Below are 21,678 nucleotides of genomic sequence, written 5' to 3'. Positions count from 1 at the left end.
AACCAAGGAGACACTGATGCCTACTCTCGAATTCTTCCAACAATCAAGCAGTTTGGGGTATCTGCTGCTGTTCGGCCCGGGGATCGTGCTGCTGCTGATCGCCCTCGTCGTGCGGGGCGCGGTGAAAACCACCCACAACTACGTCATCTCCGGTCGCCTGTTGGGCTTCGGATTCGGTGTGGCGTCGCTGATCTCGGTGTGGACCTGGTCGATGGCGGTGATGTTGTCCTCCGCGCAGGCCTACACCTGGGGCACCTCCGGGCTGGTCTGGTTCATCGTGCCCAACGGGCTGGCGGTGATCATCATGGTCCCGTTCGGCCTGAAAGTACGAAAGAAGATGCCGTCCGGATACACGTTGGCGGAGTTCATCCGTGCCCGCTTCCAGACCGGTTTCAGCAGTGTGGCCACGCTCATCTTCCTGATCGGCACCCTGCTCGGCGTCATCATGATCAACCTGGCCGGGCTGGTGTTGGTGATGCACACCATTTTCGGGCTGACCCCGATCAGCATCGTCGTCACCGGCATCGTCGTGGTCACGGTCTACTCCTACTTCGGCGGCCTGACCACGTCGGCCATCACGGGTACAGCGAACACGCTGCTGCTCGGGGTCGGTTCGTCGGTCGTGGTGCTGTACGCCCTGGCCAAGGCCGGGGGAGCCGAACTGGTCTTCACCGAGGTGCAGGCACAGGGCAACGACTACCTCAACCCGCTGAACCCGGTTGCCGCAGCGAGCTTCGGTCTGGCGCTGGCGCTCGGCCTGCTCACCAATGTCATTGCCGACCAGTCGTTCTGGCAGCGGGTGTGGGCCATCCGTCCCCGCGATCTGGGCCGCAGCTTCCTGTGGGCGGGCGTGTGGTTCTACCCCATCCCGCTCGCGTTGGGCCTGCTCGGGTTCATCGGGTTGGCCGCCCACGTCGCACCCGAACAACTCGGGCCGCTCGGCAACGGCGCGATCGGACCCTACGTGATCGCCAGCCTCGGCCTGCCCGTCATCATCATCGCGCTCTACACCCTGGTGGTGGTCAACGCCTGCTTCGCGGCCATCGACGGCGCGTTGTCCGGTGTCACCTCGCTGGTGGCCGTCGACATCGTGCACCGGTACTGGCCGCGGGTGTCCGAGCGTCGCCTGCTCACCATCACCAAGAGCAGCATGATCGTGGCGGCCGCCATCGCCGGGGGAGTCGTGCTGACCGGCATCGACTACGTCAACCTGGTCACCACCGTCTATTTCTACGTGACCAGCTTGCTGGTGCCCGTCACCCTGAGCATCTTCTGGCCGCGGATGACCGGGGCCGGTTACGTGGCCGGCGTCGTCGCAGGCATCGTCGTAGGCGGACCCATCCGCGAAACCCTCGGCCCGACCTACGGGCCCCTGTTCGGGATCATCGCGTTGATCGCCGCCTCGGCGGTGGTGTCGGTGGTCGTCAGCCTGCGGGAGGACACCGTATTCGACTACGACAGCTTGGCGGGCAAGCCCGCGTTGCTGGGCGCGAAAGACACTGCGGCGTCACAACAAATCGGCGAACCGGCCGGTCAGGCCTAGCAGCCACGAGCAGAAAGGCAATTCCGTGGTCCTCTTCTACATCGGTGCCGCCATCGGCGCCGTCCTCGCCGTCACATATCTGACGGTCGCGACGCGAAGCTTCCTCCGGATTCGGCGAGAGCTCCTCGACAGCAACCATCCGGTCGTTGCCGACACCGTGCACGGCGCCGACACGGCCGAGGAGGTCTCGATGGTTCCCGGGTTCAGCTGGAAGGCGTCGCTGGCCGTGGCGACATCGTTCATCGTGTTGGTCGTCGCGTCGTACACGGGCCTGTTCTGGTACGTGCTCGCCTTTAGTGGGCTCGGCACCGCCGCGGCGGTGATCGTCGCGTTCGTCCTGGAACTGCGGGCCGACCGGGTGAGGGGCTTGGCGCCGTGACGAAAACGAAGATGCACCTGCTGGGTTTCGTCCAGCACGGCGTGATGAACCACGCGTCGACGATGTGGGCGCACCCTCGCGACAAGGTCGGCTATCACTGGTCACGCCCGGAGTACTGGCGCGATCTCGGCCGCATCATGGAGCGGGGCCTTTTCGACGCGATGTTCATCGCCGACGAACTGGCGCCGTACACCACCTACAAAGGCACCTCGGACCCCGTCGTCAAGTACGCAGGCCAATGCCCGGTGCACGAACCGGCCACGCTGGTGCCCATCATCGGGGCGTTCACCAAACACCTCGGTATCGGCATCACGTTGTCGACTTCGTTTGTGCCGCCGTACATGATGGCTCGCCATTTGTCGACGCTGGATCACCTCACCGGCGGGCGCGTCGGCTGGAACATCGTCACCTCGTACTCCAAGAGCGAATTTCAGGCGATGGGCAAGGAGAACCTGACACCGCGCGACAAACGCTATGAAGTCGTCGAGGAGTACATGGCGTTGTGCTATCAGCTGTGGGACTCGTGGGATGACGACGCGATCGTCTACGACCGCGAGAACGGCGTGTTCGCCGACCCGGCCAAGGTCCGCGAAATCGATTTCCAGGGCGAGTTTTTCCGCTCCAAGGGCCGCCACTTCGTCGCGCCCTCACCGCAGAAGCGGCCGGTGCTCTGGCAGGCCGGCTCATCGGATCAGGGCCGGGCGTTCGCCTCCAAACACGCCGAATCCGTATTCGGCATCTTCCCCACGCCGAAAAGCATGCGTGCCTACGCTGACGACATCCGCACCCGGGCCGACGATCACGGGCGGGATCCGGATTCGGTGAAACTGATCTACGGACTGCAAACGGTCATCGACCGCGACAAGTCGCGCGCCAACGACCGGTACGCAGAATTGGTGGAGAAGGTGCAGATCGAAAGTGCGCTGGGCATCCTGTCCGGCCACACCGGCTTCGACTTCTCCACGCTGGGCCTCGACGACAACGTCGTCGACGCCGACGTGCAGGGCATCCGCGGCCTGTTCGACGCGATTCTGGAGGCCAAGGACGGTGCCCCGGTGACCGTACGGGAAGCCGCGCAGATTTACGGCGTCTCCATGGGCGCGCCCGTGGCGGTCGGAACACCGGCTGACGTTGCCGACCAGATGGAGCAGTACATCGACGAAGGCGGTTGCAACGGTTTCATGTTGTTGGCCACCGACACGCCCGGCTGCTTCAACGACGTCACCGAACTGCTGGTGCCCGAGCTTCAGCGCCGCGGACGCTACCGCACCCGCTATCCGGGTACGACATTGCGTGAAAGTCTTCAGGAGTACTGACAGCGGTTCTGTCGACGGTCAATTGGTGTGCTGGTAGCTGCTGGAAACGCCGAATATCCGTATTTGATAATTGCCGTCTGAATTCCAGGCATACTGATTTGCTGTGACTGGGGGGATTCATCGGCTTTGGTTGCAGTGCGTCACGGCGGTATGCGGTGTCGGGCTTGCATTGACGTTCTCGGCGCCACCGGCCTGGCCTCAACCGGGTCAGGGCGGAGCGGTGGCCGACGCGCCCACCGTCGGCCTGGATGTCCTCGGCGCGACGTCGACGTTGGCGTTCTACGGCGACCAGGGCGTGATGTCGATTACCGTCCCGGTGCCGCAAGGCCTGACGCCCGAGAGCGTCGACGCCTTCGTGGAGATGCCGGTCAACGTGGGTGTCGGCACCATCACCGCCATGCAGGACGACCGCACCCTTTCGCGGGTGCCGCTGCCTCCCGAAGGCGGGCCGATCGCCATCCCGCTGACCGGCGTTCGGATCGACGACAACGCGGCGACGGTGACGTTGCGTAGCTACCTGGTCCCGATCGAAGGTTACTGCCTGGAGCCGTCGAACCCGCTTCGGCTCGTCAACACCGCGGTGCGCTACGGCGGGGTGGAAGCCGCGCCCACCACGGTCGCCGACTTCCTGCCACCGGTGTTACGGCAGCTCAACATGTATCTGCCCGCATCGCCGACACGCGCGGAGTCCGAGGCCGCGATGCGGTTGGCGACCGCGGTCGTCGCGCACTACGGCCAGCAGTATCCCGGCGTCACGGTGAATCCACTTGGTGCCGAGACGAATGCCGCCATCGAACCGTCCGCGCCGATGCAGCGCCACGTCGTCATCCGGGAGAGCCCCGAGGCAGGAGTCGCGCTGCAGGGCGACGTCGGTGTGCCGGTTCTGCAGATAACCGGACCCGCCAACGCGCTTTCCGATCAGGTGCGGATGTTGTCCAGCGACGTCGGACGGATCGCGCTCAGCTCGAAAGCGGTAGCCGGACCGCTCCAATCGAGTCCGGTGCTGCCCGCCGATGTGACGTCGTTGCGGCAACTCGGTCAACCGGGCGTCAACGCGACAGCGCTGGCCCCGCAGGTGACGATCGGGCTGGACCAGACCCGACTCGGCCGGTCAGCCCACCACATCCGGGTGCACCTGCGCGGCTCATATACGCCGCTGCCTTCGTCGGTGGGCGGCGACCTCGTCGCATCCATCGCCGGCGAGACGATCGACCAGTGGTCCACCGACGGGTCCGGGACGATCGACCGCTGGGTCAACGTCCCAGATCGGCTGCTGCAGCGCTACATCAACCTCGGTGTCGCGGTGCGGATCGCCGGAAACACCGGCCGCTGCGGTGAATTCCAGCCGATCACCCTCACCATCGACGGCGACAGCCCGGTGCAGAGCGAGGCCGCACAGCCACCGCAGCCCGGCGGGTTCCAGTCGGTGCCGCAAGCGCTGATGCCGCGGCTGAACGTCGGCATCGACGACGGATTCGACGGCACCCGGCGAGCGGTCACGCTCCTGGTCGCCCTCCAACGGCTCAGCGCGCTGCCCATCGGCACCACGGTCACATCACTTGACGACGCGATCGCGTCGACGAACCCCGCGGTGCTGGTGAGCTCGGATGGGTGGTCGGATGACCGGATCACCTTGCCCGTCAGTATGGATTCGCAAGGACAGCTCACCGTGACGAATGTGGACGGCACGGCCGAGGAAGGCACCGTCACACTGGACCCCGCCCGCCCGTTCGGAGCGCTGCAGACGGTGTACGACGGTAACCGCACCGTGCTGATCGCCACCTCGAACAACGCCCCCGCGCAACTCGACGAGCTGCTGGACTGGATCAACTCAGACGTCGAACGTTGGTCACGGATCAGTGGGACCGCGCTCATCTCGACAACGGACCGGGCGCCCGTCGTGGTGGGCACAAGCACCGTCGCGCAACCGGAAGCGGTGACCGCCGAGGACAGATTCCCGTGGTCGTGGGTCTTCCTCGGCGCCGTCGCAGGGTTGCTCGTGGTGGGCGTCGCGCTGATCGTGTTGCGCAACAGGCGGGCCCGAGGTCGGCCATGAGTACCGCGACGGCGGAACCCGCGGCTTCGCCGGTGCGGGCATTGCTGTCGCGGTGGTATGCACTGCACCCGTCGTACCGGTTGGTGATGCGCTGGGGTCTCATCGTGACCTGCGCCGTCGTGGCGTTTCACGAGACCGTCGGAAGCGTCATTCGCATCACCCGCAACGAAGGCATCGGCGGATACGTGTGGGTGGTTCCGGCGGCAGCTGTGCTGGTGGCGATCGGCGTAACGCGTCGGCACCGCAGCGAACTGCCGATTCACGACCGCCAGACCGACATCATCGTCGGAACCATGGGACTGGTACTGGCCGTGCTGGTCCAGGCAGTGCTGGTGCCGCGGTTCGCAACGTACTTCTACCTGCTGCGGCTCGATCTGGTGGCGATGTGGTTGTTCGTGCTCAGTTCGAGCATCGTGCTTTTCGGTCTCCGGCCGGTCATCCGCTTCGCGTGGGTGTGGGGGCTGATGTTCATGGTGTTCTCGCTGCCGTACTACCTGTCGGTGGTGTTTCTGGGCGGCGGGAAATTCGCCGCGGGGGCATCCACTCTGATCATCGCGGCGATCGGCACCGGTATCGGTGTCGGACGCACCTTCAGGCGCGGGTTCATCGGGTCGGCGGCGTCATGGGGTGTCGGCTTCGCCACGCTCATCACGATCGGGTTGTTCTTCAACTCCGCGCCTGTGTGGGTTTACCAACAGGTGCCTGCGCTCACCGCCATATCGGTCGTCGGTCTCACCATGTACTTTCAGGCCCGCCGTGGGGCTCCCAAACGCATCCTCGACCGTAAGGTGGAACCCCTTGCCGCCGGCCAGGTTTGGAACGGTGTTCCGCTGGTGATCGCGATGACGATCGTACTGACATTCGTTCCGTTACCAGCCGACGCCACCGCGTCGCGGCTCTCGGCCACCGCCCCGGGCCGGCCTGTCCCGGGTCAGCCGCTGGTCGCACCGCCGGACTGGATCTCAACCGGTTACGAGAATTTCGGCTGGGTGCACCGGTTCTACGGCGGCGGCAGCGTGCTCACCCGACAACGGATGACGGCCAGCGTCGGGGATCCCCGCTTCGACAAGTACGCCCGGCCACGCACGCTCGTGGTCGACAACATCGTGACCGAGCGGCCGTTCACGTTCGAAATCTATCCAATGCGAGTGCTCTACGACCTCGCCGAAGCGCGTATCAGCCCGGCAAAGCGCGTCGAGCTCGGGTTCGGTGTCAAGGGAAACATGTTCTCGGTCGTCGACGACAAGCTGCTGATCACGTGGAACGCATTGACCTTCGGGTGGGGCGACACGAAGCTCGGCCAGCGCGTCACCATCTTCGCAGTCGACAACCATGAACCCGACGCGCAATTCCCAAGACCCTCCGACAGCATGGTGTCCACACTGCGAACGCTGATCACCATGTTGTTTCGCGGTAACGCGGTACTCGCCGAGGACGCACCGCGGTTCAAGGACGGTGATCTGTTGACCGAGTTCGGCCGTGCGCTCGTAGCAGCGCAGTTCCGCGCGGCGGAAGCCCCGTGACCGCCAACATCGACGACCACACCGCGGGTGGGATATCCGAGGCGGAGCAGGCGTACGCGCTGCACCGCGCGGTCGACGGCCTGCGTGAAGACAACCCGATGCACTCGGCGTCCACGTCGATCGTGCGGTGGCAACGATGGCTGCTGTGGGGTGCCCTGACCACGGTGCTCGTCGGCGCTGTGTGGCACCCGATGCTGACGGCGGTGGTGCTCGTCGGCGCGTGTACGGCCGCGTACCTGTTGACGATGCTTGACCGGCTCCTGATCTTCCGCGAAGGGCTCGCGTCACGCGCGATCGTCATATCCGACGACGAGGCGCGCGCGTTGACCGACGATGAGCTGCCGCGCTACACCATCCTGGTCCCTGCCTACAACGAACCCGAGGTCGTGGGGGACCTGATCGGGGCGATGGCCGCGCTGGAATATCCGCGAGACAAGCTCCAGGTGCTGTTGTTGCTGGAGGCCGACGATCTGGTGACCATCAAAGCCGCCGAAAACTGTGCCCAGTCCGATGCGATCACCATTTTGCTGGTTCCCCCTGCAGAACCACGCACAAAACCCAAGGCGTGCAACTACGGTTTGCATTTCGCCACCGGCGAGATCGTCACGATCTACGACGCCGAGGACATGCCCGAGCCGCTGCAGCTACGCCGGGTCGTCGCGGCGTTTCGCCGGCTGACCGACAAGACGGCGTGCGTGCAGGCCAAGCTGGTGTACTACAACGGCCACCAGAACATGCTGACCGCGTGGTTCACCGCCGAGTACGCGCTGTGGTTCGGCTACCTGCTGCCGGGCATGATGATGAGCACCTCGCCGATCCCGTTGGGGGGCACGTCGAACCATCTGCGCCGCAGCGTACTGGACGAGATCGGCGCATGGGACCCGTTCAACGTCACCGAAGACGCCGACCTGGGACTGCGCATCGCCGCACACGGATACCACACCGCCGTCATCGACTCGAGCACCCTCGAGGAAGCCAACAGCGATCCGATCAACTGGATCCGCCAGCGATCCCGTTGGTACAAGGGCTATCTGCAGACCTGGCTGGTACACATCCGTCGGCCCGTACAGTTGTTCCGCACCGTCGGACTGCGCGGGTTCGTCCGATTCAATTTGGTGCTCGGTGGAACGCCGATCGTCGCGGTCTTGAACCTGGCGTTCTGGCTGATCACCATCCTGTGGTTCCTCGGCCAGCCCGCGGTCGTCGAGGACGTATTCCCGTGGTTCGTCTACTTTCCCGCGCTGGTGGCGCTGATCCTCGGCAACGCCGCCACCTTGTACATGAACCTGATCGCGCTGCGCGAAGACGACCGCTCGGACCTGTTGCTGGCGGCGTTGACCGTGCCGGCCTTCTGGCTGATGATGAGCATCGCCGCCGCCAAGGGCTGCTACCAGTTGATCCGCCAGCCGTCGTACTGGGAGAAGACCTTTCACGGGCTGACCGAACAACCCGATGACGCCGACGGGCAGACGTGACCATGGCCGGGTGGTCGAACCGTCGGCTCCGCGGAACGGTCTTTGTGATGGCGCTGACCGGCTACCTGGCCGTCGGCTACTGGCTTCAGATCCAGCACGGGTTCATCCTCGGTGACGCCCTGTCCCGGGTGTCGGCGGCACAGGCCGTGCTGTTCAGCCGTGAACCGCATTTGGCTGCAATCGGATTCATCTTCACACCGCTGACTGCGGTGGTGCAGATCCCGGCGATCGCGATGAGCCCGCTGTGGCCGGAGATGTCCGAACGGGCGTTCTCGGGCACGATGATGTCGGCTGTGTTCATGGCCGGTGCGGTGGTCCAGATCATGAGCATGGGCACCGACCGCGGGCTGCCCCGCAGCTACGTGCTGACGATAACGGCGTTGTTCGCGCTGAACCCGATGATCATCTTCTACGGCGCCAACGGCATGAGCGAGGCTCCGTTCGTCTTTTTTATGACCTGGGCGGTGCGCCGGCTGATCATGTGGATGGTCGACGACGACGTGCACCACCTGGTGACCGCGGGCGGCATCGCGATGGGTCTGGCCTACCTGACGCGCTACGACGCGGTGGCCTGTATCGCGGCCGCAGGCGTGCTGGTCGGAGCGACCACATATCTGCGCGCGCGTCCGGCGCCGAGGATGCGCCGCGCGCTGCTGGACCTGCTGATGGTCAGCGGTCCGGGGTTGGTGGCCTTCATCGGATGGGCCGCGGTCAGCTGGCTCATCACCGGACAGGCGTTCGGCCAGTTCACCTCGCAGTACGGCAACGCCGCGATTCTCGAACAAACCGGCCACAGCGCGCCGGGACTCGGCGGAGGGCTCGTTTTCGCAGCGGTCTGTATCACCCTGCTGGCGCCGACATTGATCCCGCTTGCGGCGTGCGTCGCGGTGCGTCGACGGCACAGCCCCGACTGGTACGTGATCGCCGCGCCCCTGGCGATATACGGTGCCGCGCTGACGTTTCAGGCCGTCAGCTACGCCACCGGCTCGACGTTTCCGTTCCTGAGGTTCTACATCATCGCGGTCCCGCTGGCGGCGTGCCTGGCGATGCTCGCCGTGCCCGACGGCGTGCTGGCGCAGGCCAAGCGCCGCGGAAAATACGCCCCGGCGCGGCCCGTCGAAGATGCCGAACGGCGCCGGTCCTGGGCCGCCTACGTGCCGGTGGCAGCGTTGTTCGCGGTGGCGCTACCGGTCACCGGGTGGGGGATGATGCAACCTGAGTACGCACCGCAGGAGTACGCGCTCGGCGCGGTGCTCTCACCCCAACCCGACAGCGTCAGCGAGCGCAAGGCCATCGAGCACCGCATCGCCGCCAGTTTCTCCACCGAACGCGACATCGCCGATTATTTAGAGCGGCTCGACCTTCCGGACGGCTCGGTGATCGTCGACACCGAATACGGGTTCGCCATCCTGGCGGCGTCGAAACGCCCGCGAACGTTCGTGGTGCCCTCCGATCCGGACTTCACCGCAGCGCTGAACGAGCCGACCGCCCATGGCATCAAATACTTGCTGGCGGTACCGCGGTCGGGCCGCGGTACCGCGGATGCGCTGAACCTGCGCTATCCCACGCTGTACGACACGGGTGCCGATATCGCCACGCTCGCATTGGAAGTGCCCAACAACGGTGACAGCCAGCCCGATTGGCGGCTGTACCGGGTCCACGAATCCTCACCGAACACCTAGCCCCCGGGGCGCGGCTACTTCACCCGGGTGGCGATGCCGTCGAGCAATTGGCGCAGCCCCGAGCGGAAGTCGGCTTCACGGTCGTTGTCCGCGTCGTCGAAGACCCCGTCGGCCAGTGCGGCGCTCAGGGCGGGTAACCGCTCTGCGTCGACGACACGTCGAAGCAGCGCGGGGTAGTCGGGACCTTCGACGTGTGCGGCTTCGATGTGCACCGCCGCCGCGCCGCGCACGAAGTGCAGCACGACCATCACCGCAGCGAGCTTGTCGCGTTCGGCCAGCCTGGTATCACCCAACGCCGCCAGCCCGGCGTCAAACCACCCCAGCTGCCCGGGATCTGCCGGCGGACCCGCCGTGCTGGCCTGCAGCATCCACGGGTGCCGGTGGTAGAGCCTCCATAACCCAGTGGCCCAATCATCCAGCGCCGCACGCCAATCAGACGGATCAAGGGCAGGTGGTGGTCCGGTGGCTGCCGAGAGCATAAAGGTCACCAACTCGTCCTTGTTGGCGACGTGCCGGTACAGCGACATCGTGCCGCAGTCGAGTCGCGCGGCCAATCGGGCCATCGAAAGCGCGCCGAGGCCGTCGGCGTCGGCCAGTGCGATGCCCGCGGCGACGATGCGTTCCCGGTTCAGCCCTGCTGTCCGTCTTGGCGCGCTCGGCTCATGCCACAAGATTTCCAGCGCGCGGGGCAGTGGCTCGCTCATTTGTCGTCAGCATAACCGATTGCAAGAGGACGTGCGTATAACGTACGCTTCATGCGTATGTCATACGCAAACGTGGCTCGCGGTCGGCGGTCGGCCGCAGCCTTGGTCCTGATTGTCGCCGCATTCCTGGTGTACTCACTGCCGCCGTACTTCACCGGCGGCACCCCTGTACCGGCACGGCGATCCCGGCCGCCGCGTCGGCGATGGTCATCGGGGCCGCCACCCCGTTCGGTCCGTTACTGGCCGCCAGCAACGTCGTGTTGGCGCACTGTGGTTGTGGTTCACGGTCAACGGCTACACCGCGGCCCGGCGGCGCGACTTCGCCGAGCATCGACGACATATGATTCGCAGTGCGACACTGACATTTTCGATCATCACCAACCGAATCTGGTCGCCTGTCGTGTTCATCGTTTTCCATCCGTTGCAGCCCACTGTTTTTGGCGGGAGCGAGGAGCACTACCTGTGGTTCGTGGCCGGCACCGTGGGATGGCTGGGCTGGACCTTGCCGCTGGCCGCCGTGGGTTGGTGGCTCAACAGAAAGACGGTTATGGCATCGTCGTCAATTCCTTAGCAAACCGCCGCTACGCGCGTGTAGCCTGCGGCCATGGCGACGGAGTTCAACGGCAAGATCGCGCTCGACATCCGAGATTCCGAACCGGATTGGGGACCGTACGCCGCGCCGGTGGCGCCCGAGGGCGCCCCCAACGTCTTGTACCTCGTTTGGGACGACGTCGGCATCGCCACATGGGACTGCTACGGGGGGTTGGTCGAGATGCCCGCCATGCGGCGCATCGCCGAGCGCGGCGTGCGGCTCACGCAGTTTCACACCTCCGCGCTGTGCTCACCGACCCGCGCGTCACTACTCACCGGCCGCAACCCCACCACGGTCGGCATGGCCACCGTCGAGGAGTTCAGCGACGGTTTTCCCGGCTGCAGCGGGCGCATCCCGCACGATTCCGCACTGCTGTCGGAGGTGCTCGCCGAGAACGGCTACAACACCTACGCCGTCGGAAAGTGGCATATGACGCCGTTGGAGGAGTCGAATTTGGCGTCCACCAAACGACATTGGCCGCTGTCGCGGGGCTTCGAGCGGTTCTACGGCTTCATGGGCGGCGAGACCGATCAGTGGTACCCCGACCTCGTCTACGACAATCACCCCGTGACGCCGCCGGGCACACCCGAGGACGGCTACCACCTGTCGAAGGACCTCGCCGACAAGACGATCGAGTTCATCCGCGACGCCAAGGTGATCGCGCCGGACAAGCCGTGGTTCACCTATCTGTGCCCTGGCGCCGGACACGCGCCACACCACGTGTTCAAGGAGTGGTCCGACCGCTACGCCGGCAAGTTCGACATGGGCTACGAACGTTATCGCGAGGTCGTGCTGGAGAACCAGAAACGGCTCGGCATCGTGCCACCCGACACCGAACTCTCGCCGATGAACCCGTATCTGGACGTCACGGGACCGGACGGCCAGAAGTGGCCGGAGCAGGACACCGTGCGGCCGTGGGATGCGTTGAGCGACGACGAGAAGAAGCTGTTCAGCAGGATGGCGGAGGTGTTCGCGGGATTCTTGTCCTACACGGACGCCCAGATCGGCCGCGTACTGGACTATTTGGAGCAGTCCGGTCAGCTCGACAACACCATCATCGTGGTCATCTCCGACAACGGGGCCAGCGGTGAGGGCGGCCCGAACGGCTCGGTGAACGAGGTCAAGTTCTTCAACGGCTACATCGACACCGTCGAGGACGGCTTGCGGCTCATCGACGAGCTCGGCGGGCCGGAGACCTACAACCATTATCCGATCGGCTGGGCGATGGCTTTCAACACGCCCTACAAACTGTTCAAGCGTTACGCCTCCCATGAGGGTGGCATCGCCGACACGGCGATCATCTCCTGGCCCAAGGGCATCCACGCGCACGGAGAACTGCGGGACAACTATGTGAACGTCTGCGACATCACGCCGACGGTGTACGACCTACTCGACATCACGCCCCCGGCGACCGTCAGAGGTATTCCGCAGAAGCCACTCGACGGAGTGAGCTTCAAAGTGGCCCTTACCGATCCGGATCTGCCAACCGGCAAGGAGACGCAGTTCTACACCATGCTGGGTACCCGCGGGATCTGGCACAAGGGGTGGTTCGCGAACGCGGTGCATCCCGCTTCGCCGTCGGGCTGGTCGCACTTCGACAAGGATCGCTGGGAGCTGTACCACATCCAGGCCGACCGCAGCCAAACCCGCGACCTGGCCGACGAGCACCCCGAGAAGCTCGAGGAACTCAAGGCGCTGTGGTTCAGCGAAGCCGACAAGTACAACGGTCTTCCGCTCGGCGACTTGGACGTCTTCGAGACGATCGGCCGGTGGCGGCCCAGCCTGTCGGGCGCGCGGGACAGTTACCGCTACTACCCCGGCACCGCGGACGTCGGAATGGGTGCCGCCGTGGAGATCGCGGGCCGGTCGTTCGTCGTCATCGCCGACGTCACCATCGACACCGAGCAGGCCGAGGGCGTGGTGTTCAAACACGGTGCCGCACACGGTGGACACGCGTTGTTCCTGCAGGGCGGCCGGTTGCACTATGTCTACAACTTCCTCGGTGAGGAGGAGCAGCGGCTGTCCTCGTCAGAGGCCGTTGCGTTGGGCAGGCACACGTTCGGTGTCGCGTTCACCCGAACCGGCACGGCCGAGGGCAGCCACACCCCGATCGGTGACACCGTGCTCTACCTCGACGACGCCGAGGTGGCGACCATGACCGGGATGAAGATCCACCCCGGAACGTTCGGTCTGGCGGGGGCTGCGCTCGGTGTTGGCCGCAATACCGGGTCACCGGTATCACGCTCGTACACACCACCTTTCGCGTTCACCGGCGGCACCATCGCGCAGGTGACCGTCGATGTCTCCGGTCACCCGTACGTCGACGTGCAACGCGAGTTTGCGCGCGCATTTGCGAAGGACTGAAGCGATTTGACAGTGGCCAGGGACTGATGCGTACCGGGTGGGCGGCGCTGGTCGCACTGAGCCTGACGGGGGGCGTCGTCGCGGCCTGCGAGCGCACCAGCGACGGCGTGCCGGTGCCCGCCGATGTGTCGATCCCCGCCACGTCGACGCCGTCGACGCGGGCCATCCCCACCCCGCAGACCGGTCTCACCGAACCGGGCATCCTGCCCACCACACGCACGCCGGTGCCCGCCGGAGAAGTCACCTGTGCGGCGCCGGATCCGCCGCCGGTCGGGGTGGTGGCGTCTGTCGCCGACCCGGCCGCCCCGAAGATCACGGTCGCCCTACCCGAGGGCTGGTCCACGTCGGCCGGTGACGGCGACGTCGGCGCGAAGCTTCAGGGCCCGGACGGAGTGTGGGCGACGGTGACGATCGCGCGGACCCAGTTGGACCCGGCCGAGGCGTTCGAGAAGTACGTCAACGACGCGATGGCGGAGTCCGCCGTGAGCAGCGTCAGCGTGCTGCCCGCGGAGGTCTGCGGATACAGCGGTCAGAAACTGCTCGGCATGTGGTCGGATTCACCCGAGCACGCGGTCGAATTCGCCGACCGCATCGCCCACATCTGGACCAACACGAACAACTATTTCGTCGCCGTGCACGTCGAAGGGCCGACCGACATCCCGGATTTCGAACCGATGGCGTCGCCGCTGATGGCGGACTTCGCGGTCGTTCTACCCTGAGGTCATGCTCACCGAGCTCGTCGAGGTGGCGGGCGGCCCGTTTCGGATGGGCTCGACGCAGTTCTATCCGGAAGAGGCTCCGTCGCACACCGTTGAGGTGGCCGGGTTCGCCGTCGAACGCCACCCGGTCACCAACGCCCAGTTCGCCGCGTTCGTCGAACAGACCGGTTACCGCACCGTCGCCGAGCAGCCGTTGGACCCGGCGCTCTACCCGGGTGCCGGCGCCGAAGACCTGGTGCCCGGGGGTCTGGTGTTCCGGCCGACGTCTGGGCCCGTCGACCTGCGCGACTGGCGGCAGTGGTGGGCGTGGACGCCGGGGGCCTGCTGGCGGCACCCGTTCGGGCCCGCCGGTCCGTCGTGGCGGGACCGGCCCGACCATCCCGTCGTGCAAGTGGCCTATCCCGACGCCGCCGCCTACGCGCGCTGGGCCGGCCGGCGGCTGCCCACCGAGCCCGAATGGGAATACGCCGCGCGCGCCGGCACGACGTCCACCTATCCCTGGGGTGAGGAGGTGAGCCCGGGCGGGCAGTTGATGGCCAACACCTGGCAGGGCGACTTCCCGTACCGCAACACCGGAGCCCTCGGCTGGGTCGGCACCTCACCCGTCGGCACGTTCGCGCCCAACGCGTTCGGCCTGGTGGACATGATCGGCAACGTGTGGGAGTGGACGGCGACGCGGTTTTGGGGCCATCACCGCCTTGACCAGCCGCCGAAGCCCTGCTGCACGCCCAGCGGAGCCGCCGATCCGACCGTGTCCCAGGCGCTCAAAGGCGGCTCGTACCTGTGCGCACCCGAGTACTGCCACCGCTACCGGCCCTCGGCGCGCTCGCCGCAGTCACAGGACAGCGCGACCACCCACATCGGCTTTCGCTGCGTGGCCGACGCCTGAGTGTCGAGTGTGGGGTCGACGCACGCCTACCACGCGCAAAGCGTGCTGGTAACCCACGTTCGGCGGTGAGGTGACGGATTTGGTTCAGCGCAGGTCGTGACCTAGTATTAGGCGGTTGCCTTGGGCAGACCTCGGCCGATCCATCCGGATTGGCCCCGCGTGCCCTTCGGTGACAGCAAGACCGCGCACGTCCAGGTCGGTATCTGGCGTGCATACAAAAACCAGGTCGAGGAGATCGAGTGATTCAGCAGGAATCGCGGGTGAAGGTCGCCGACAACACGGGCGCACGGGAGATCCTGTGCATTCGGGTGCTCGGCGGCTCGGGGCGGCGCTACGCCGGCATCGGCGACATCATCGTGGCGACCGTCAAGGAAGCCATCCCCGGCGGCAACATCAAGCGTGGCGAAGTTGTCAAGGCCGTCATCGTGCGCACCGTCAAGGAGCGCCGCCGCGCCGACGGCAGCTACATCAAGTTCGACGAGAACGCCGCCGTCATCATCAAGGCCGACAACGATCCGCGCGGCACACGCATCTTCGGCCCGGTCGGCCGTGAACTGCGCGAGAAGCGCTTCATGAAGATCGTCTCGCTCGCCCCGGAGGTGTTGTAGATGAAGGTCCACAAAGGCGACACCGTGCTGGTCATCTCCGGCAAGGACAAGGGCGCCAAGGGCAAGGTGCTGGTGGCTTACCCGGCACGTAACAAGGTGCTCGTCGAGGGCGTCAACCGGATCAAGAAGCACACCGCGGTGTCGAGCAACGAGCGCGGCGCACAATCCGGCGGCATCGTCACCCAGGAGGCCCCGATCCACGTCAGCAACGTGATGGTGGTCGACTCCGACGGCAAGCCGACCCGCGTCGGGTACCGCAAGGACGAAGAGACCGGCAAGAAGGTCCGCATCGCCAAGACCAACGGCAAGGACATCTCATGACCACCGATACCGATCCCGGCGCTTCGCTTGCCCAGGAAGGAAGCGTGAAGACCCTCCCGCGCCTCAAGCAGCGCTACCGCGAGGAAATCCGCGACGCCCTGCAAAAGGACTTCGGCTACGCCAACGTCATGCAGATCCCCGGCGTCGTCAAGGTCGTCGTCAACATGGGCGTCGGTGACGCCGCCCGCGACGCCAAGCTGATCAACGGCGCCGTCAACGACCTCGCGCTCATCACCGGCCAGAAGCCGGAGGTGCGGCGGGCTCGCAAGTCGATCGCACAGTTCAAGCTGCGCGAGGGCATGCCGATCGGCGCGCGCGTCACCCTGCGCGGCGATCGGATGTGGGAGTTCCTCGACCGGCTGATCTCGATCGCGCTGCCGCGTATCCGCGACTTCCGCGGGCTCTCGCCCAAGCAGTTCGACGGCACCGGCAACTACACGTTCGGGTTGACCGAGCAGTCGGTGTTCCACGAGATCGACGTGGACAGCATCGACCGCCCGCGCGGCATGGACATCACCGTCGTCACCTCGGCGACAAACGACGACGAAGGACGAGCGCTGTTGCGGGCGCTGGGCTTTCCGTTCAAGGAGAACTGAGCTAGATGGCAAAGAAGGCATTGGTCAACAAGGCCAACAAGAAGCCGAAGTTCAAGGTGCGCGGCTACACCCGGTGCAGCAAGTGCGGCCGCCCGCGCGCGGTGTTTCGCAAGTTCGGCCTCTGCCGGATCTGCGTGCGCGAGATGGCACATGCCGGCGAACTGCCCGGCGTCCAGAAGTCCAGCTGGTAACAGCAGACCACTACTAGAACAGGTGCGCGGCAGGCCCTGACTGGGAACCGCCGCGAGGAAGGTGAACCTCCTGTCATGACCGCGATGACGACGATGCGGAGCGCAGCGACGATGTGGAGCAGCGCCCGATGACTATGACGGATCCGATCGCAGACTTCTTGACACGTCTGCGCAACGCCAATTCGGCGTACCACGACGAGGTGACGTTGCCGCACTCGAAGCTGAAGGCCAACATCGCCGAGATCCTCAAGACCGAGGGCTACATCTCCGATTACCGCACCGAGGATGCTCGGGTCGGCAAATCGCTGGTGGTGCAATTGAAGTACGGGCCGAGCCGGGAACGCAGCATCGCGGGCCTGCGCCGGGTGTCCAAGCCCGGTCTGCGGGTATACGCAAAGTCCACCAACCTGCCCCGGGTGCTCGGCGGCCTCGGCGTGGCGATCATCTCCACGTCGGCTGGGCTGAAGACCGACCGCCAGGCAGCCCGAGAGGGCGTGGGCGGCGAAGTCCTCGCGTACGTGTGGTGAGGAAGGTTTAGACATGTCCCGCATTGGAAAGCAACCAGTCCTGGTTCCCTCCGGGGTCGACGTGACGATCGACGGTCAGCGCGTGTCGGTCAAGGGGCCCAAGGGAACTCTCGAGTTGGCAGTCGCCGAGCCGATCAAGGTCACCCGCGACGACGAGGGCGCCATCACGGTGTCACGCCCGGACGACGACCGGCACAACCGGTCGCTGCACGGGTTGTCACGCACGTTGGTGGCCAACCTGATCACCGGGGTGACCGAGGGTTACACCACCAAGATGGAGATCTTCGGCGTCGGCTACCGCGTGCAGCTCAAGGGCAACACGCTCGAGTTCTCGCTCGGTTACAGCCATCCCGTCACCATCGAGGCACCCGAGGGCATCACCTTCGCGGTGGAATCGCCCACCAAGTTCTCGATCTCGGGTATCGACAAGCAGAAGGTCGGTCAGATCGCGGCGAACATCCGCCGGTTGCGCCGCCCAGATCCCTACAAGGGCAAGGGCGTTCGCTACGAGGGTGAGCAGATCCGCCGCAAGGTCGGAAAGACAGGTAAGTAGACATGGCTTCTCAGACAGAGTCCGCGAAGCGCGTGGCCGTGGGACGCAACATCTCCGAGGTCCGGCGTACCTCGCGGCTGCGTCGGCACGCCCGGCTGCGCAAGAAGATATCGGGCACGGCCGAGCTGCCGCGCCTAGTCGTGCACCGGTCGTCCCGGCACATCCACGTTCAGCTGGTGAACGACCTCAACGGCACCACGCTGGCCGCCGCCTCCTCGATCGAGCCCGATGTGCGCGCGGTCGACGGCGACAAGAAGGCCCACAGCGTACGGGTCGGTCAGCTGATCGCCGAGCGTGCCAAGGCCGCCGGTATCGACAAGGTCGTGTTCGACCGCGGTGGATACACCTACGGTGGACGGATAGCGGCACTGGCCGACGCGGCGCGCGAAGGCGGGCTGAAGTTCTAATGACTGTCAACGGAAGGACTGCATGATGGCCGAGCAGGCAACAGCCGGCGGCCCCTCAGACGGCCGCCCGGCGCGCGGTGAGCGCGAGGGGCGGGGTCGCCGCGACGACCGTGGCGGCCGTGGCCGCGACGGTGACAAGAGCAACTACCTCGAGCGGGTCGTCTCGATCAACCGGGTTTCCAAGGTGGTCAAGGGTGGCCGCCGGTTCAGCTTCACGGCGCTGGTGATCGTCGGCGACGGCAACGGCATGGTCGGCGTCGGCTACGGCAAGGCCAAAGAGGTTCCGGCCGCCATCGCCAAGGGCGTCGAGGAAGCGCGCAAGAACTTCTTCCGGGTTCCGCTGATCGGCGGCACCGTCACGCATCCGGTGCAGGGTGAAGCCGCAGCCGGTGTGGTGATGCTGCGTCCGGCCAGCCCGGGTACCGGTGTGATCGCCGGCGGCGCCGTGCGTGCGGTGCTGGAATGCGCTGGCGTGCGCGACATCCTGGCCAAGTCGCTGGGCAGTGACAACGCGATCAACGTGGTGCACGCCACCGTCGCCGCGCTCAAGCTGCTGCAGCGTCCCGAGGAGGTTGCCGCCCGTCGCGGTCTGCCCATCGAGGACGTCGCACCGGCGGGCATGCTGCGGGCCCGGCGCGAAGCCGAGGCACTGGCCGCAACGGCTGCACGAGAAGGGTCGGCCTAGCCATGGCAGAGCTGAAGATCACCCAGGTGCGCAGCACCATCGGTGCGCGCTGGAAGCAGCGCGAAAGCCTGCGCACCCTGGGACTGCGCCGTATCCGCGATTCGGTGGTCCGTGAGGACAACCCGCAGACACGCGGGCTGATCAAGACCGTGCATCACCTCGTACAGGTGGAGGAGGTCTCATGACACCCATCAAGCTTCACGACCTGAAGCCCGCCCCGGGCTCCAAGACCGCCAAGACCCGGGTGGGTCGCGGTGAGGGCTCCAAGGGCAAGACGGCAGGCCGCGGTACCAAGGGCACCAAGGCCCGTAAGAACGTTCCCGCGACGTTCGAGGGCGGCCAGATGCCGATCCACATGCGGCTGCCGAAACTCAAGGGCTTCCGCAACCGGTTCCGCACCTCTTATGAGGTCGTCAACGTCGGCGATCTCAACAAGCTGTTCCCCAACGGCGGCGAGATCGGCGTGGACGACCTGGTGGCCGCCGGTGCGGTGCGCAAGAACACGCTGGTGAAGGTGCTCGGCGACGGCAAGCTGACCGCCAAGGTCAACGTCACCGCGCACAAGTTCAGCGGTAGCGCACGCGAAAAGATCACCGCCGCAGGCGGTTCCGCGACCGAACTCTAGCCTCTAGACACGAAGGGCCCCGCGATCGCGGGGCCCTTGGTGTTGGCGGGCGAACCTGCGTGCCCGTCGAGCCGGAGGCGGCCCGCCCGGCGTCGGTACGCTCGAAGCATGTTCGCATTCCTGCCCGGCGTCCCCGGCACCGACGACATTCGCGCGCTGGTCCAGCGCCTCGACACCGCGCGGCACCGCGGCGTTCCGGACGGCTGTGTGCTCGAACTCGACCTGCTGGCGCTGCCGAACGAAAGCGGCGGGTTCGACCCGTTCGCCTTCATCGCAGGCGGTGGCCGGCCGGTGGTACTTCGGGCGGCCGTCGAGGCCATCCACCGCGCCGCCGAGGACCCCAGGGTGGCCGGGCTCATCGCGCGGATCCAGCTTCCGGCCGCCGCGGCGGGGCCGGTGCAGGAACTGCGGTCGGCGATCGCGGCGTTCAGCGACGCGAAACCGAGCCTGGCGTGGGCGGAAACCTATCCGGGCACCATGTCGTACTACCTGGCATCGGCGTTCCGAGAGGTGTGGATGCAGCCGTCGGGCACCGTCGGGTTGGTCGGGTTCGCCACCAGCGCGCTGTTCCTGCGTGACGCGCTGGACAAGGCGGGGATCGAGGCGCAGTTCGTCGCCCGCGGCGAATACAAATCGGCGGTAAACCGTTTCACGCAGAACAGCTACACCGATGCGCACCGCGAAGCCGACACCCGGTTGATCGAAAGCCTGCACGCCCAGGTTCTGCAGGGGGTGGCCGAGTCGCGGCACCTCGATCCTGGTGAGGTCGACGCGCTTGCCGACAAGGCTCCGTTGCTGCGCGACGACGCTGTCACGGGCCGGCTCGTCGACCGGGTCGGCTTCCGCGACGAGGCCTACGCACGCATCGCCGAACTTGTTGGTGCACCGGGCATCTCACCGGAGTCCGGTGACGCCGATTCACAGGACGCGCCGCCGCGGCTGTACCTGTCCCGGTATGCGCGGGCCACCGCCGCGCGGTCCGGGCCGCCGCTACCCGCGATCGCCGGGCGCAAGAGCAGACCGGTCGTCGCGGTCGTGACCCTGGACGGGCCGATCGTCAGCGGCCGCGGCGGTCCCGGGCTGCTGCCGCTGGGCAACTCCAGCGTGGGCGCCGACACCATCGCCGCGGCGTTGCGCGAGGCCGCCGCCGACGATGACGTCGTGGCCATCGTGCTGCGCGTGGACAGCCCCGGAGGTTCGGTCACCGGGTCGGAAACCATCTGGCGCGAGGTGGTCAAGGTGCGCGAGGGCGGCACGCCCGTCGTCGCGTCGATGGGTGCGGTGGCCGCCTCCGGTGGCTACTACGTGTCGATGGCCGCCAACGCCATCGTCGCCAACCCGGGCACGATCACCGGGTCGATCGGGGTGCTGGCAGGCAAGCTGGTGGCCCGGGAGCTCAAGGACCGTCTCGGGCTGGGCTCGGATTCGGTACGCACCAACCGCAATGCCGACGCGTGGTCGGTCAACCAGCCGTTCACCGATGAGCAGCACGCGCACGTCGAGGCCGAGGCGGACCTGTTCTACACCGACTTCGTCGAACGGGCCGCCCAGGGCCGCGATATGAGCGTCGAAGACGTCGACGCCGTCGCCCGCGGCCGGATATGGACCGGCGCGGACGCGCTGGAGCGCGGTCTGGTCGACGAACTCGGCGGGCTGCGCATCGCGATCACCCGCGCCAAGGTGCTGGCCGGCCTCGACGCCGACGCCGATGTGCGCACCGTCGGATACCCCGGTTCGTCGTTGATGGACTTGTTGCGGCCCAAGCCGTCGTCACAACCGGCGGCGGCCTCGCTGCCCGATGCGTTCGCCGCGCTCGTGGGCCGGTCGGTGGTCGGTGTGCTGGAGAACGCGCAACGGTCGCTCACCGGGGTGAGCGCGCTCTGGCTGGGGGACTACCGCTTCTAGCCGCCGGCGCCCGGGACC

General features: G+C 66.3%; 23 protein-coding genes. 22 read left to right on the top strand and 1 reads right to left on the bottom strand.

Translation table 11 applies throughout. The features are described from left to right. Positions 1-16 precede the first annotated feature (16 nt). From K3U96_RS21090 to K3U96_RS21060, 7 genes are all read left to right on the top strand, one after another. Entirely contained in the window at positions 17-1,543 is a 1,527-nt protein-coding gene (locus tag K3U96_RS21090) for a sodium:solute symporter family protein (RefSeq protein WP_220690974.1), read from the top strand. Positions 1,544-1,568: 25 nt separating this feature from the next. After that, positions 1,569-1,922, top strand: a complete 354-nt coding sequence (locus K3U96_RS21085) for a hypothetical protein (protein ID WP_220690973.1) — start codon at positions 1,569-1,571, stop codon at positions 1,920-1,922. A gap of 11 nt (positions 1,923-1,933) precedes the next feature. Beyond that, a complete protein-coding gene (locus K3U96_RS21080; RefSeq protein ID WP_220693621.1) occupies positions 1,934-3,238 on the top strand; it encodes an LLM class flavin-dependent oxidoreductase in 1,305 nt (434 codons plus the stop codon). Between the two features lie 220 nt (positions 3,239-3,458). Next, on the top strand, positions 3,459-5,294 hold the full coding sequence (locus K3U96_RS21075) for a hypothetical protein (protein WP_230982227.1): 1,836 nt from the start codon (positions 3,459-3,461) through the stop codon (positions 5,292-5,294). Next, complete coding sequence (locus K3U96_RS21070) at positions 5,291-6,817, top strand: hypothetical protein (RefSeq protein ID WP_220690972.1); 1,527 nt, start codon at positions 5,291-5,293, stop codon at positions 6,815-6,817. The genes K3U96_RS21075 and K3U96_RS21070 overlap by 4 nt, the downstream gene beginning before the upstream one ends. Continuing rightward, entirely contained in the window at positions 6,814-8,292 is a 1,479-nt protein-coding gene (locus K3U96_RS21065) for a glycosyltransferase (protein ID WP_220690971.1), read from the top strand. Before K3U96_RS21070 ends, K3U96_RS21065 begins: the two co-directional genes overlap by 4 nt. Before the next feature lie 47 nt (positions 8,293-8,339). After that, entirely contained in the window at positions 8,340-9,974 is a 1,635-nt protein-coding gene (locus K3U96_RS21060; RefSeq protein WP_230982226.1) for a glycosyltransferase family protein, read from the top strand. Positions 9,975-9,988: 14 nt separating this feature from the next. Here the strand turns inward: K3U96_RS21060 and K3U96_RS21055 are convergent, their stop codons facing one another. Beyond that, positions 9,989-10,678, bottom strand: coding sequence for a TetR/AcrR family transcriptional regulator (locus tag K3U96_RS21055; protein WP_069405578.1), 690 nt, complete (start codon positions 10,676-10,678; stop codon positions 9,989-9,991). Positions 10,679-10,952: 274 nt separating this feature from the next. Here K3U96_RS21055 and K3U96_RS27165 point away from each other — a divergent pair, with 274 nt between their 5' ends. The 15 genes from K3U96_RS27165 to sppA all read left to right on the top strand — a co-directional run bounded on the left by K3U96_RS27165 (position 10,953) and on the right by sppA (position 21,660). After that, positions 10,953-11,249, top strand: a complete 297-nt coding sequence (locus tag K3U96_RS27165) for a DUF2306 domain-containing protein (RefSeq protein WP_308206808.1) — start codon at positions 10,953-10,955, stop codon at positions 11,247-11,249. Between the two features lie 33 nt (positions 11,250-11,282). Then, on the top strand, positions 11,283-13,634 hold the full coding sequence (locus K3U96_RS21045) for an arylsulfatase (RefSeq protein ID WP_220690969.1): 2,352 nt from the start codon (positions 11,283-11,285) through the stop codon (positions 13,632-13,634). Between the two features lie 26 nt (positions 13,635-13,660). Continuing rightward, on the top strand, positions 13,661-14,353 hold the full coding sequence (locus tag K3U96_RS21040) for a hypothetical protein (protein WP_069405580.1): 693 nt from the start codon (positions 13,661-13,663) through the stop codon (positions 14,351-14,353). A 4-nt stretch (positions 14,354-14,357) separates the two neighbouring features. After that, positions 14,358-15,242: a formylglycine-generating enzyme family protein gene (locus K3U96_RS21035; RefSeq protein ID WP_220690968.1), complete on the top strand. Its 885-nt coding sequence runs from the start codon at positions 14,358-14,360 to the stop codon at positions 15,240-15,242. Positions 15,243-15,481: 239 nt separating this feature from the next. Further along, positions 15,482-15,850 carry a 50S ribosomal protein L14 gene (gene rplN, locus K3U96_RS21030; RefSeq protein WP_069405582.1) on the top strand — a complete coding sequence of 123 codons (369 nt, stop codon included), beginning with the start codon at positions 15,482-15,484 and terminating at the stop codon, positions 15,848-15,850. Continuing rightward, positions 15,851-16,171, top strand: a complete 321-nt coding sequence (gene rplX / locus K3U96_RS21025; protein WP_069405583.1) for a 50S ribosomal protein L24 — start codon at positions 15,851-15,853, stop codon at positions 16,169-16,171. It abuts the gene before it with no gap. Continuing rightward, positions 16,168-16,767: a 50S ribosomal protein L5 gene (gene rplE, locus K3U96_RS21020; RefSeq protein WP_069405584.1), complete on the top strand. Its 600-nt coding sequence runs from the start codon at positions 16,168-16,170 to the stop codon at positions 16,765-16,767. The genes rplX and rplE overlap by 4 nt, the downstream gene beginning before the upstream one ends. A 5-nt stretch (positions 16,768-16,772) precedes the next feature. Then, on the top strand, positions 16,773-16,958 hold the full coding sequence (locus tag K3U96_RS21015; protein WP_069405585.1) for a type Z 30S ribosomal protein S14: 186 nt from the start codon (positions 16,773-16,775) through the stop codon (positions 16,956-16,958). A 128-nt stretch (positions 16,959-17,086) separates the two neighbouring features. Further along, complete coding sequence (gene rpsH, locus K3U96_RS21010; RefSeq protein WP_069405603.1) at positions 17,087-17,485, top strand: 30S ribosomal protein S8; 399 nt, start codon at positions 17,087-17,089, stop codon at positions 17,483-17,485. 13 nt (positions 17,486-17,498) lie between these two features. Further along, a complete protein-coding gene (gene rplF, locus K3U96_RS21005) occupies positions 17,499-18,038 on the top strand; it encodes a 50S ribosomal protein L6 (protein WP_069405586.1) in 540 nt (179 codons plus the stop codon). Between the two features lie 2 nt (positions 18,039-18,040). Further along, positions 18,041-18,445: a 50S ribosomal protein L18 gene (gene rplR / locus K3U96_RS21000; RefSeq protein ID WP_069405587.1), complete on the top strand. Its 405-nt coding sequence runs from the start codon at positions 18,041-18,043 to the stop codon at positions 18,443-18,445. 25 nt (positions 18,446-18,470) lie between these two features. Then, on the top strand, positions 18,471-19,130 hold the full coding sequence (gene rpsE, locus K3U96_RS20995) for a 30S ribosomal protein S5 (protein ID WP_110917329.1): 660 nt from the start codon (positions 18,471-18,473) through the stop codon (positions 19,128-19,130). A gap of 2 nt (positions 19,131-19,132) precedes the next feature. Next, positions 19,133-19,315, top strand: coding sequence for a 50S ribosomal protein L30 (gene rpmD / locus K3U96_RS20990; RefSeq protein WP_069405589.1), 183 nt, complete (start codon positions 19,133-19,135; stop codon positions 19,313-19,315). Next, positions 19,312-19,755 (top strand): 50S ribosomal protein L15, encoded by a 444-nt coding sequence (gene rplO / locus K3U96_RS20985; RefSeq protein WP_220690967.1) that lies wholly within the window; start codon positions 19,312-19,314, stop codon positions 19,753-19,755. The genes rpmD and rplO overlap by 4 nt, the downstream gene beginning before the upstream one ends. 108 nt (positions 19,756-19,863) lie before the next feature. After that, positions 19,864-21,660: a signal peptide peptidase SppA gene (sppA, locus tag K3U96_RS20980; protein ID WP_220690966.1), complete on the top strand. Its 1,797-nt coding sequence runs from the start codon at positions 19,864-19,866 to the stop codon at positions 21,658-21,660. Positions 21,661-21,678: the final 18 nt, after the last annotated feature.

Source organism: Mycolicibacterium holsaticum DSM 44478 = JCM 12374, assembly GCF_019645835.1.
GTDB lineage: Bacteria > Actinomycetota > Actinomycetes > Mycobacteriales > Mycobacteriaceae > Mycobacterium > Mycobacterium holsaticum.
The sequence above is the reverse complement of the archived record's forward strand: the minus strand, read 5'-3'. Positions and strand labels throughout refer to the sequence as shown.